General features: G+C 62.8%; 11 protein-coding genes. 6 read left to right on the forward strand and 5 right to left on the reverse strand.

Features of this window, described 5'->3' with window-relative positions:
* The first annotated feature begins 133 nt into the window (after positions 1–133).
* The 3 genes from acs (at position 134) to AB8A50_RS21000 (ending at position 4,032) form a co-directional block, all read left to right on the forward strand.
* A complete protein-coding gene (gene acs / locus AB8A50_RS20990; RefSeq protein WP_439078796.1) occupies positions 134–2,083 on the forward strand; it encodes an acetate--CoA ligase in 1,950 nt (649 codons plus the stop codon).
* A 38-nt stretch (positions 2,084–2,121) separates the two neighbouring features.
* Positions 2,122–3,243, forward strand: coding sequence for a Kelch repeat-containing protein (locus AB8A50_RS20995; protein WP_439078797.1), 1,122 nt, complete (start codon positions 2,122–2,124; stop codon positions 3,241–3,243).
* Positions 3,244–3,516: 273 nt separating this feature from the next.
* Entirely contained in the window at positions 3,517–4,032 is a 516-nt protein-coding gene (locus tag AB8A50_RS21000) for a L,D-transpeptidase (RefSeq protein WP_089263194.1), read from the forward strand.
* Positions 4,033–4,095: 63 nt separating this feature from the next.
* Here the strand turns inward: AB8A50_RS21000 and AB8A50_RS21005 are convergent, their stop codons facing one another.
* Positions 4,096–4,611 (reverse strand): thermonuclease family protein, encoded by a 516-nt coding sequence (locus AB8A50_RS21005; protein ID WP_439078798.1) that lies wholly within the window; start codon positions 4,609–4,611, stop codon positions 4,096–4,098.
* 111 nt (positions 4,612–4,722) lie between these two features.
* Positions 4,723–4,953 carry a DUF1674 domain-containing protein gene (locus AB8A50_RS21010; RefSeq protein ID WP_115033144.1) on the reverse strand — a complete coding sequence of 77 codons (231 nt, stop codon included), beginning with the start codon at positions 4,951–4,953 and terminating at the stop codon, positions 4,723–4,725.
* Between the two features lie 195 nt (positions 4,954–5,148).
* Here AB8A50_RS21010 and AB8A50_RS21015 point away from each other — a divergent pair, with 195 nt between their 5' ends.
* From AB8A50_RS21015 to purH, 3 genes are all read left to right on the forward strand, one after another.
* Complete coding sequence (locus AB8A50_RS21015) at positions 5,149–6,489, forward strand: RsmB/NOP family class I SAM-dependent RNA methyltransferase (RefSeq protein WP_439078799.1); 1,341 nt, start codon at positions 5,149–5,151, stop codon at positions 6,487–6,489.
* 183 nt (positions 6,490–6,672) lie between these two features.
* Positions 6,673–8,364, forward strand: coding sequence for a heparinase II/III family protein (locus AB8A50_RS21020; RefSeq protein ID WP_439080013.1), 1,692 nt, complete (start codon positions 6,673–6,675; stop codon positions 8,362–8,364).
* 100 nt (positions 8,365–8,464) lie between these two features.
* The gene (gene purH / locus AB8A50_RS21025; RefSeq protein ID WP_439078800.1) at positions 8,465–10,057 is read left to right on the forward strand and encodes a bifunctional phosphoribosylaminoimidazolecarboxamide formyltransferase/IMP cyclohydrolase; all 1,593 of its coding nucleotides are present in this window, start codon (positions 8,465–8,467) and stop codon (positions 10,055–10,057) included.
* Positions 10,058–10,160: 103 nt separating this feature from the next.
* On the opposite strand, the gene AB8A50_RS21030 is transcribed toward purH, so the two are convergent.
* The 3 genes from AB8A50_RS21030 to AB8A50_RS21040 all read right to left on the reverse strand — a co-directional run bounded on the left by AB8A50_RS21030 (position 10,161) and on the right by AB8A50_RS21040 (position 12,171).
* The gene (locus AB8A50_RS21030) at positions 10,161–10,556 is read right to left on the reverse strand and encodes a nuclear transport factor 2 family protein (protein ID WP_439078801.1); all 396 of its coding nucleotides are present in this window, start codon (positions 10,554–10,556) and stop codon (positions 10,161–10,163) included.
* Position 10,557: 1 nt separating this feature from the next.
* Positions 10,558–11,454, reverse strand: coding sequence for an MBL fold metallo-hydrolase (locus AB8A50_RS21035; RefSeq protein WP_439060214.1), 897 nt, complete (start codon positions 11,452–11,454; stop codon positions 10,558–10,560).
* 72 nt (positions 11,455–11,526) lie between these two features.
* The gene (locus AB8A50_RS21040) at positions 11,527–12,171 is read right to left on the reverse strand and encodes a DsbA family protein (RefSeq protein ID WP_439078802.1); all 645 of its coding nucleotides are present in this window, start codon (positions 12,169–12,171) and stop codon (positions 11,527–11,529) included.
* Positions 12,172–12,225: the final 54 nt, after the last annotated feature.

Raw genomic sequence — 12,225 nt, forward strand, 5'->3', positions numbered from 1 at the left:
GCGACCTTGCGGACCGACCAAAGGCCTAGTCCGTCCCCGCTTGTCCGGCTATCTCGCCCCGGCGCATATTGCGCGCAACGAGAACCGGCTGGCGGCGAATTCGCGCAGCGGTCGCACGGTGGTGGAGGGGACGATGTCCGACAAAATTTACGACGTACCGGCTGAGTGGACGACGCGCGCCTTCGTCGATGACGCGAAATACAATGAGATGTATGCGCGCTCGATCAGCGATTCCAACGGCTTCTGGGCCGAGCAGGCCAAGCGCCTCAACTGGACCCACGCCCCCACCAAGATCGAGAACACGTCCTTTGCCCCAGGCAAGATCTCGATCAAGTGGTTCGAGGATGGCGTATTGAACGCCGCCTATAATTGCATCGACCGCCATCTACCGAAGCGCGCCAACCAGACCGCGATCATCTGGGAAGGCGACGACCCCTCGCAGTCGAAGCACATCAGCTATCAGGAACTGCACGACGAAGTTTGCAAGATGGCCAACGTGTTGCGCAACCGCAATGTCGGCAAAGGCGACCGCGTCACGATTTATCTGCCGATGATTCCGGAAGCCGCTTACGCGATGCTGGCCTGCGCGCGCATCGGCGCGGTCCATTCAGTGGTCTTCGCCGGCTTCTCGCCGGACTCGCTGGCGCAGCGCATCACTGACTGCCAGTCTAAGATCATCATCACCGCCGATGAAGGCCTGCGCGGCGGCAAGAAAGTGCCGCTAAAGAACAATGTCGATGCGGCCGTCGCGAAAGCCGGCGGCGTCGACTGGGTCGTCGTGGTCAAGCACACCGGCACGCCGGTGAATATGGATCCCGCCCGTGACTTCTGGTATCGCGAGGCCGCCGAAGTCGTGACCACCGAATGCCCCTGCGAGCCGATGAATGCGGAAGATCCGCTGTTCATCCTCTACACGTCGGGCTCCACCGGCCAGCCCAAGGGCGTGCTGCACACCACTGGCGGCTATCTGCTGTTCGCCTCGATGACGCATCAATATGTGTTCGACTATCACGAGGGTGATGTCTACTGGTGCACCGCCGACGTCGGCTGGGTGACCGGTCACAGCTACATTCTCTATGGGCCGCTGGCCAACGGCGCGACCACGCTGATGTTCGAAGGCGTGCCGAACTATCCGTCGATGTCGCGCTTCTGGGAAGTCATCGACAAGCATCAGGTCAACATCTTCTACACCGCGCCAACCGCGATCCGCGCGCTGATGCAGGCCGGCGACGAGCCGGTGAAGAAAACCTCGCGCAAGAGCCTGCGATTGCTGGGATCGGTCGGCGAGCCGATCAATCCGGAAGCCTGGGAGTGGTACTATCACGTCGTCGGCGAGGCGCGTGCGCCGATCGTCGATACCTGGTGGCAGACCGAGACCGGCGGCATTCTCATCACGCCGCTGCCCGGCGCGACGAAACTCAAGCCCGGCTCGGCGACGCGGCCGTTCTTTGGTGTCGTGCCCGAGATCGTCGATGCCGACGGCAAGGTGCTCGACGGCGAGACCTCGGGCAATCTCTGCATCGCCAAGTCATGGCCTGGCCAGATGCGGACGGTCTATGGCGATCACGCCCGTTTCGAACAGACCTATTTCTCGACCTACAAGAACAAGTACTTCACCGGCGACGGCTGCCGCCGCGATGCCGACGGTTATTACTGGATCACCGGCCGCGTCGACGACGTCATCAATGTCTCCGGCCACCGCATGGGCACCGCGGAAGTGGAATCGTCGCTGGTCGCACATGAGAAAGTGTCGGAAGCCGCCGTGGTCGGCTATCCGCACGACATCAAGGGCCAGGGCATCTACGCTTACGTCACGCTGATGAACGGCGTCGAGCCGACTGAAGAGCTGCGCAAGGAGCTCGTGGCCTGGGTTCGCAAGGACATCGGCCCGATCGCCTCGCCGGACCTGATCCAGTTCGCACCGGGTCTACCAAAGACCCGTTCCGGCAAGATCATGCGTCGCATCCTGCGCAAGATCGCCGAAGACGAACCGTCATCTCTGGGTGATACATCGACACTGGCCGATCCCGCCGTGGTCACCGACCTCGTCGAGCACCGGCAGAACAAGAAGCCGGGGGCGTAACCGCTCGCCCAATCTGTCGGCAAACACGGAGTGATGTGGTGGATCGTCGGTCATTCGTGTTGGGAAGTGCTGCAGTTGTTGCGGGCGGAGCCTCCGCCCGTGCGCAACATGCCGGTCATCCCGCATTGCCTGCGGCACCATCGTCGAAAGAGCCCTACGCCAAATTGCAAGGCGGCGTACCGCATCACATGACGCCCGAGCAGGAAGCGCAGCGCGTCACGGAGAGTCCGGCGCCGAAAGGGCTGCAAGGAAAGTGGATATCGCGCGCTGCGCTGCCATTGCCGCGAAGCGAGATGGCCTGGGCGACATCATGGGCCGATCGCATGCATATCGTCGGCGGCTACGGCGAAGGCCGTGTCGACCGCCCCTATCACCATGTGTACGACCCCGCGTCAGATCAGTGGCTCGACGCCGCGCCGCTGCCGCGCGGGGCCAATCACGTCTCGGTCGCCGCCGATGCCGGACGGGTCTATGCGCTTGGCGGCTTCATGCAGCAGAACCGCGGCTCGGACCAGAACGCCTATACCTATGATGTCGCTGCCAATCGCTGGGATGCGATCGCGCCCTTGCCGCGACCACGCGGTGCCGGCGCTGCCGTTGCGCTGAACGGCAAGATCCATCTGATCGGCGGCGCGTCGGAACCGGCGGTTGAGCGCGCCAGTGTCAGTTGGCACGAAGTCTATGATCCCAAGACCGACAAATGGGAGACCCGCAAGGCACTGCCCGGTGCGCGCGACCATGTCGGCTGCGTCGCCACGCGCGGCGTGATCCATGTGATCGGCGGGCGTTTCAATACGTTCGAGTACAATACCGATCTGCACCATGTGTATCTGCCCGAGCGCGACACATGGGAGCTGCGCGCCGCACTGCCGACGACCCGTTCGGGCCATGGCCTTGTGGTGTATCGCGACCGGCTGTTTGCCATGGGCGGAGAATCCGGCGTGGTGCAGAACGGCCAGCTCACCCAGGGCAAGGTGTACGGACAGATGGAAAGCTACGATCCGGCCTCCGACACCTGGCAGAGCCACGCGCCGATGCTGACCCCGCGCCATGCGGTCGGCGCCACAGTTATTGGTGACTGGATCTATGTGGCCGGTGGCGGCGCTGTCCTCGGCGGCGCGGTACAATCCGCCGTCCATGAGGCCTTTACGCTGGCCTAGTGACCTCCAACGCATTGCATCTGGCTGGCCTCACGCGATTGTCAGGGCCGGATGGCCACCCCCGGCCAATTTAGAGCGAGTGTTGTTTTCCGGGCATTTACTTTGTTCAGCGGATTTCCTCTTTAGGCGCTCGTTGGCGCACTCCCCCGCGCTGGCAGAGACCGGTTGTTTACGCGACTGGTTGAGAATTTCCCGTGTGCAATTGTTTTCGTCGCCTTGAGAGGCGGCACGACCTCGTCGGCCGCTACCGGCCGGGCCGAACTGGAGAGATCGATGTCCTTTAAGATTGCTAGTGCGCTGGCAGCCACCGTTGTCGTTGGCGCCCTGATGTCCCCCACCGCGCAGGCAGCGCCCAATGTGGTCGGCTTCCACGGCGACTATGCCCCCGGCACCATCGTCGTGAAGACCAATGAGCGTAAGCTGTATCTCGTGCTCGAACAGGGTCAGGCCGTGCGCTATCCCGTCGGTGTCGGCAAGCCCGGCAAACAGTGGGCCGGCGCCACCAAGATCGACGGCAAGTACCGCCAGCCGGCCTGGGCTCCGCCAGCCGACGTCAAGCGTGACAATCCGAATATCCCCGATGTGATTGCGGGCGGTTCGCCAGCTAATCCGATGGGCGTTGCTGCGATGACCCTCGCCGGCGGCGAATATGCCATCCACGGCACCAACCGCCCCAATTCGATCGGCGGCTATGTCTCTTACGGTTGCGTCCGCATGTACAACGAAGACATCACCGACCTCTATTCACGCGTCTCGGTCGGCACGCCGGTGATCGTCACCCAGCGCTGATCGCTGGCAGCTTCGCTATTCTGAAAAGCCGCGCATGATGCGCGGCTTTTTGTTTTGCTGATCTCAGCGGTTATCGCACCAGCCGTTGCGATGGCCGCCGCCATACGCGCGCGCGTGCCCTGCGTTGAGCATTGCTGCAGACACGTTGGGCGTTTGCCTGGTCGCGACATCGGCGACCACGCGGCCGGGATATTTGTCAGGCCCGATATTGTAGATCGTGAGACTTCCCTCGCGGAGCAACTTGATCAGTGTAGCCGTCGCGATTTCTGCTTTCTGAATCTCGCGCGCGCATTGCCCCTTCAGCTCTGGCGCATCGATGCCACGCAAACGAATGCGCACGCTGACGTCTTCACCCGACCCAAGATGCACGCGCGCGCCAAAAGTATCGCCGTCGATGGCATAGCGCATCTCGATCGGGTAGCGCGCCTCAGCATTGCCGGCGCGCCTGACGATCGCCTCGGAATCGCGGGCGGCCTCGGTCTGATCCGCGCCGGGCAGGAACGGCAGCCAACGCTTTACCGGCAGCATGGTGCCGGCGGCCAGGCCAAGCACGAATACCCACGGCATCGCCGCGGACATGCGGGATCGCCACGGCGACGCACGGTGAATGCGCGATGCTGGGGTCATCGTCCTGCGATAATGTGAGTCGAAACAACCAGCCAGAAGAATCTGGCTCAGTGATCCGAAGAGTTAGAAGTCGGACGCAATGCCCTTACGCTCCCAGTCGCCAAAGCGCGTGGGCTCCGGGCCTTCAGGTCCCTGGAACTCTTTCGCTTTCGCCGCAGTATGTGCTGCTGCAGCTGCAGCCCGACGTTCTTCTGCCTCGGCCAGCGCGCGCTGCGCGGCGGGCGTCAAAACTTTCTTCGGTGCCGGCTCAGGCTCCGGCAAAGACGTTGCGGACTCGGAAGGAATGTCGTTCATCTCAGGTTTCCTGCTGAACCGGCAAGGGCGGCACGCGTTACATAAATCAATGTCGAACAGTTGCCGTTCGACTGTGAGCATATAAGGGCGATTCTTACATTTGGCATATTCGCATGCGACAGAATCGCTCCCATCCAGTGGCCGCATGCTGAGCTTGCCCGCGCCATTGCCCGCCCTCCGTCGTGATGTTTTCGCATGTCGCAAGTAAGATACGCACCGCCAACCGAGGTCCCCGGCCTCGCCGCGCGACGGATTGCGGCGGATATTCTCGACGGCGTATTGCACAAGCATCGGACCCTCGACGACCAGCTCGAAGGCGCCGCGGCCCATCCCGGCCTGAAAACGCTATCCGACCGCGACCGCGCGCTGATGCGACGTCTGGTTGCGACGATCCTACGCCGGCTCGGTACGCTCGGGCATATTCTCTCCCGCCTGCTCGACCGCGGTGTCCCCACCGATGCCCCGCGTGCGCAGAGCGCGCTCCTGATTGGTGCTGCCCAGATCCTCTGGATGGATGTGCCGGATCACGCCGCCGTCGACCTCTCGGTCCGCATGGTGCAATCCGACCGCCGCGCCGCGAAATATGCCGGACTGGTCAATGCCGTGTTGCGACGCTGCGCCCGTGAAGGCCAGCCGCTGATCGACGAAGTTGCCGCCCAGACTCTCGACATCCCGCCCTGGCTGATGGCGCGCTGGACGGCCCATTACGGCGGGACGGCCGCCAAGGAAATGGCCGTGGCGCTGAGCCATGAGCCGTCGCTCGATCTCACCGTCAAATCCGAAGCCGATGCCTGGGCCACGCGCCTGCACGGCGAAGTGCTTCCAACCGGTTCCGTCCGAACCTTGCTGCAGGGCTCGGTGACCATGCTGCCCGGCTTCGATGACGGCCAGTGGTGGGTGCAGGACGCCGCGGCGGCCTTGCCGGCGCGGCTGTTCGGCGACCTCAAAGGTAAGCGCATCGTCGATCTCTGCGCCGCGCCGGGCGGCAAGACAGCACAACTGGTTCACGGCGGCGCTCAGGTGACGGCCGTAGACCGCTCGCCAAACCGCGTCGCGCGATTGCGCGAAAATCTGGCGCGTCTGTCGCTCGAGGCCGAAACCGTCGTCGTCGACGGCACCGAATATCCCGGCGAGGGTTTTGACGGCGTGTTGCTGGATGCGCCCTGCTCCTCCACCGGCACGATCCGGCGGCATCCCGACGTCGCCTGGCTGAAACAGGACTCCGATATCGTCATGCTGACGGCGCTGCAGCGGCGCCTGCTGCAGAAGGCGGCTTCCATCCTGAAGCCCGGCGGAACCCTGGTCTATTGCACCTGTTCGCTGGAGCCCGAAGAAGGCGAACAGGCCATCGCCGACCTGCTGGCCAAGGATTCCAGCATGCGCCGCGCCCCCGCCGACGCCAGTGAAGTTGCCGGCCTGGCCGAGATCGTCACCCCCGAGGGCGATCTGCGCACTTTGCCGAGCCATCTGCCCCATGCCGATCCTCGGCTCGGCGGGCTCGACGGCTTCTATGCGGCGCGACTCATTAAATCCTGATATTCACAGAGTAATCTCCCGATTCGCGAGGCTTCCACAGGGAGCTTCCTTGTACTGTGTGCGGATCGCGTTTCCGGCTAAAAGGATTCGCAACAACCCTTTCTCTTCCAGTTCAAGGCGCGCGTGGTCGCACATCGCAGACGTATCTCGGGGCTGATCCTCGGCCGCTTCGCGCGGAGCGCGATGTCGCGCGCGTCCGGCGGATCGGCGGCGCTGGCCCGGCTGTGGCCTGGACGCACTGATCGCCTGATCATCGCGCCGCATGATCTGCGCACCACCGATGCCACCCGCGCCGCCGAAATCTATGCCGGGCGCTTCGTTTTCGCCGGCAAGATCGTCACCTGCCACGGTCGCTCGATCTTCGATCTGGAACCGCCATCGGAGGACTGGGAAGTCTCGCTGCTCGGCTTTGGCTGGCTCCGCCATCTGCGCGCCGCCGACACCGCCATCACCCGCGCCAATGCGCGCTCGCTGATCGACGACTGGATGTCGAATACGTCGCGCAAGCGCCCGGTCGGACGCCGCGCCGACGTCATCGCCCGCCGTGTGATCTCGCTGCTATCGCAGGCGCCGCTGGTACTCGGCGATACCGACGGCAAATTCTATCGCCGCTATCTGCGCTCGCTCAGCCGCGAGATTCGCTCGCTACGCTACGCGCTGTCTCACGCTCCCGACGGCGTGCCGAAGCTGCAGGTACTGATCGCGCTGTGCTACGCCTCGCTATGTCTCGCCAATCAGGCGCGCCACATCCGTACCGCCACACGCAAACTCTCCGACGAATTGCAGCGCCAGATCCTGCCCGATGGCGGACATATCTCGCGCAATCCGGGCGCGTTGATCGAATTGCTGATCGATCTGCTGCCGCTGCGGCAGACTTTTGCCGCCCGCAACATCGCGCCACCGCCGGCGCTACTGAATGCCATCGACCGCATGATGCCAATGCTGCGATTCTTCCGTCATGGCGACGGCTCGTTCGCACTGTTCAACGGTATGAGCAATGCGCCATCGCATCTGCTGGCAACGCTGCTGGCCTATGACGACACGCATGGCGTGCCGATGGCGCATATGCCGCATACCGGCTTCCAGCGTCTCGAAGCCGGCCAGATGACCGTGATCATCGATACCGGCCCGCCGCCGCCTCCGAGCGTCAGTCATGACGCGCATGCCGGCACGTTGTCGTTCGAACTGTCGTCCGGCCCGAGCCGCATCGTCATCAATTGCGGCATGCCGTCGACCGGGCGCGACAACTGGCGCGCTTTCGCGCGCGGCACGCCCGCGCATTCGACGATGACCTATCACAACACCTCGTCGTGCCAGTTCGTCGAACGCAGCGCGATGAAGAAGTTTCTGCAGGGCGCACCGATCGTCAACGGCCCGCATGTGGTGGAGAGCTATCGCGAGATCACCTCGAACGGCACCATCCTGACCACCGCGCATGACGGCTATCACCCACGCTTCGGTCTCACGCATCGGCGCGTGCTGATGATCTCCGAGGACGGTTCGAAACTCGAGGGCGAGGACATCGTCGCGGCGGCGCCCGGCGCGCGGCTGAAAGGCAGTAATACCGACTACGCCTTGCGCTTCCATCTGCACCCGTCGGTAAAGGCCAGCCGGCTCAGCGACGCCCGCGGCGTCATGCTGGTATTGCCGAACCGCGACGTCTGGACCTTCGAGGCGCTGGACGACAAGGTCGAGCTGGAGGACAGCGTGTTCCTGGCGGGCAATGACGGACCGCGCCGAACCGCCCAGATCGTGATCCACCAGAACGCGCAGCAGACCTCCAGCATCCGCTGGAGTTTTGCCCGCTCGGCCTCCTCGCCGTCGCAGACCACGGCCCGCCGCAACGCCCGCCGCGAGCCGGAATTGCCGTTGTAAATCAGGCCTTCACGACGAAATTGCTGGCATGCAAGCCCTTGCAGTTTCTTGCACCGCGAAACCATGCTACGCGGCGTCCTTCTCCCACGGGATACGCATCATGACCGACCATCCGCGCAAGGTTACTCGCGCTCTATTGTCCGTTTCCGACAAGTCCGGACTGATCGAATTCGCGCGGGCGCTGTCCGCCCACGGCATCGACCTCGTCTCCACCGGCGGTACCGCCAAGGCGATCGCTGCGGCGGGCCTGAAGGTCTCGGACGTGTCCGACCTCACCGGCTTCCCGGAAATGATGGATGGCCGGGTCAAGACGCTGCATCCCAAGGTCCATGGCGGCCTGCTCGCGATCCGCGACAATGCCGAACACGCCAAGGCGATGAAGGATCACGGAATTTCGCAGATCGATCTGCTCGTCGTGAACCTCTACCCGTTCGAGGAGACTGTCGCGAAGAACGCCTCCTATGAGGATTGTATCGAGAATATCGATATCGGCGGTCCGGCAATGATCCGCGCAGCCTCCAAGAACCATGACGACGTCACCGTCGTGGTCGAGCCCTCCGATTATCAGTCGGTGCTCGACGAACTCGCCACCAACAAGGGCGCGACCACGCTGACGCTGCGCCGCCGTCTGGCAGCCAAGGCTTATGCCCGCACTGCGGCCTATGATGCTGCGATCTCGAACTGGTTTGCCGATCAGTTGAAAATCGATGCGCCAGATTTCCGGGCTGTTGGCGGCAAGCTCGTCGAAGCGCTGCGTTACGGCGAGAACCCGCATCAGACCGCTGCGTTCTATCGCACGCCCGAACTGCGCCCCGGTGTCTCCTCGGCGCGGCAGGTGCAGGGCAAGCAACTGTCCTACAACAATATCAACGACACCGATGCGGCCTATGAATGCATCGCCGAGTTCGATCCGAAGCGCACCTCGGCCTGCGTCATCGTCAAGCACGCCAACCCCTGCGGCGTGGCCGAAGGCAGCAACCTGATCGACGCCTATCGCAAGGCACTGGCCTGCGATTCTACTTCGGCCTTCGGCGGCATCATTGCCATGAACCGCACGCTGGACGCGGAGACCGCTCAGACCATCACCGAGATCCTGACCGAGGTGATCATCGCGCCGGACGCCACCGAAGAAGCAATCACCATCATCGCCAAACGACGGAATATCCGCCTGCTGCTGGCAGGCAGTCTGCCTGATCCGCGCGCGCCGGGCCTGACCTACAAGACGGTGGCCGGCGGCCTGCTGGTGCAGAGCCGTGACAACGCGGTGGTCGATGACATGATCCTAAAGCCGGTTACCAAACGGCAGCCGACGGAAGCTGAATTGCGCGATCTCAAATTTGCATTCCGTGTGGCCAAGCATGTCAAATCGAACACGATCATTTACGCGAAAGACCTTGCCACCGTCGGTATCGGTGCAGGCCAGATGAGCCGGGTCGATTCCGCTCGGATTGCCGCACGTAAGGCGCAGGATGCTGCTGCCGAACTGAAACTCGCCGAGCCTATGACCAAAGGATCGGTGGTCGCGTCAGACGCGTTCTTCCCGTTCGCCGATGGCTTGCTCGTTGCCATCGAGGCCGGAGCCACGGCCGTGATCCAGCCGGGCGGTTCGATCCGCGACGATGAAGTGATCAAGGCGGCGGATGACGCCGGAATCGCAATGGTGTTCACCGGCGTCCGCCACTTCAAGCACTAGTTGCGGCCATAAGGAGCCCCGGCTGCTAGCCAGCGGCCCACGGCCAACCGATAGACCAAGATGATCGATCTTCTCAGTCGGCGCATCGAGCGGCGTGATCGGGCTACAAAGCCAAGGCCTGTTGGACCATGAGCGTATCGACATATTGCGTCATGCGCGCGATCTTGCCGCCCCTCACTAGGTAGAGGTGTGCGAAGGCGGCCTGCATCGACTTGCCCGTCGTCTTGTAGGTCCCAGAGTAAACGCCGAAGGCGGCGACGCGGTCGCCATCTTCGAGATAGGTGTGAACATCGGCGCGGTAACCCACCCACTCGGTGGCGAGGCGCCGAAACACACCCGCCGCAATCGCTTCCGGCCCCACGTAAGTTCCTGCGTAAGGGAAACCATCAGCTTCGGTCCACACGGCATCAGGAGCGAGAGCGGCCAGCAGGTTATGGCCGTTCTCTTCCGATGATGATCCCTCATAGGTAGCCCGGATCAGATCGAGATTGGCGCCCATCTCAGCCCCACTTCATCTCGCCGGTGGCGACCTTGGAGCCGATGTCGAGGGCAACCCCCATGCCGAGACCGGGGAAGCGGGCTTCCATGGCTCTCTTGAGCGTTATTGAGTCCTTGGCCTTGGCCAGCTCTTCCTCGAAGGCAACAAGGTAAGCCTTGGTGTGCGCAACACCCGAGAGGTCAGTGGGAGCGTCCGGCGTCATGTGACCGGGCACAACGATTACCGGCTTGCGGGCGGTAATCTTATCGAGATTGGCGATCCATGCAGCGCGCTGTTCCTTGGTCGGTGAATCGGCGGTCCAGACATACACACCCGCAAAGATCATTACCCCGCCAAACACCGCGTTCAACGACGGCACGAAGAGATAGCGCCGACTGGCCAGCCCTTCTGCATCGACGATCTCAATGGTCTCCCCATCGACGATGAGCTTCTTGTCGTCGAAAGCCTTGGGAATGACGACATCGGCAAGCGTCTGCGGGCCGTTTTCCTTAAGCTGCGGCCCCCAGACTGCGAGTTTCTTTTCCACATTGCCGTTGATGGCGGCCACCGTATCGGATGCTGCAATCACCCGAGCTTCGGGGAAAGCTTCCTTAATTGGCTTGAGGCTGAAGTAGTAATCCGGGTCGGCTTGGCTGACATAGATGGTGGTGAGCTTCTTGCCCGTCGCCTTGATTGCGTCGGCTACAGCCCGACCGTCGGAGTAAGTGAAGCCGCCATCGATCAGAACAGCCTCGGACGCGCCAGTAATGAGCACGGGGGCGCGAAAGAACCCCTTTGGGCCCGCGGGGAAGTGCTTCCACGAAAGCCCACCAGCCGCGTAGCCCGTTCCCTCTGGAGCGAACACAGCGACTGCACCGGCGGCAAGAGTTGTTTTCATGATGGTTCTCCTGGTGAACATGGGCATCTCCTCGTGAGAGTGGGTAGTGTAGAATTCAGGCGTGGCTCGCCTGTCGCTGTTGATCAGTAAAACTCAGGCTGCCTTCAGTCCCTCGACGAGCGTCTCCATGCTGCCGAACAGGCTACTCGCGCTGACAAGACGTCGGCTCTCCCCGTTGCCCACAATGAGGGATGGGACGCCATTGGCGCCAAATCGGCGCATCTCGACGCGTGCTGTATCGAAGCGCGTACGGTTAGCAGCGATCAACGCGTCATCAGGAGCGACCAGGCGATCGGCGATCTCCGGCAACTGCAACACGCGCAGCACATGCGAGAGAACCGAGATGTCCGTGTTGTCGCGGCCCTCGACATAGCGTGCATTCTGAATGGCCTTGAGAGCATCGGACTCCCGGTCCGGGGCAGTGAGTGCGACCGCGGTGATCGCCAGCGTCGCCGGGCCAGAGTCGAAGGGGCGCGTGTGATCCCCGAGGACATTGCGGCGATAGGCTTCGCTGAAGGGCTGACCACTCAGGCGGGAAATGCGCTGGTCATTGGCCCAGGCGAATGCAGCGAAACCGTTGTCCATCGGTCTGGCACCAGACCCGGCAAAATGCCCGGTCGGAGCTAACGCGAAGGAAAAGTCCGGCAGAGCGGCAAGCTTTTCGAGAATTGCAGAAGCGCCGTAGCACCAGCCGCAGAGCGGATCGAAGAGATAGGCGATGTGCGTGGTAGCGGCCATATCGGTCTCCTTGGACGCGATTTATGGCACACGGCAAATGCTCGAATAAGACAG

The sequence above is a fragment of the Tardiphaga sp. 841_E9_N1_2 genome, from assembly GCF_051811065.1.
Classification (GTDB): domain Bacteria; phylum Pseudomonadota; class Alphaproteobacteria; order Rhizobiales; family Xanthobacteraceae; genus Tardiphaga; species Tardiphaga robiniae.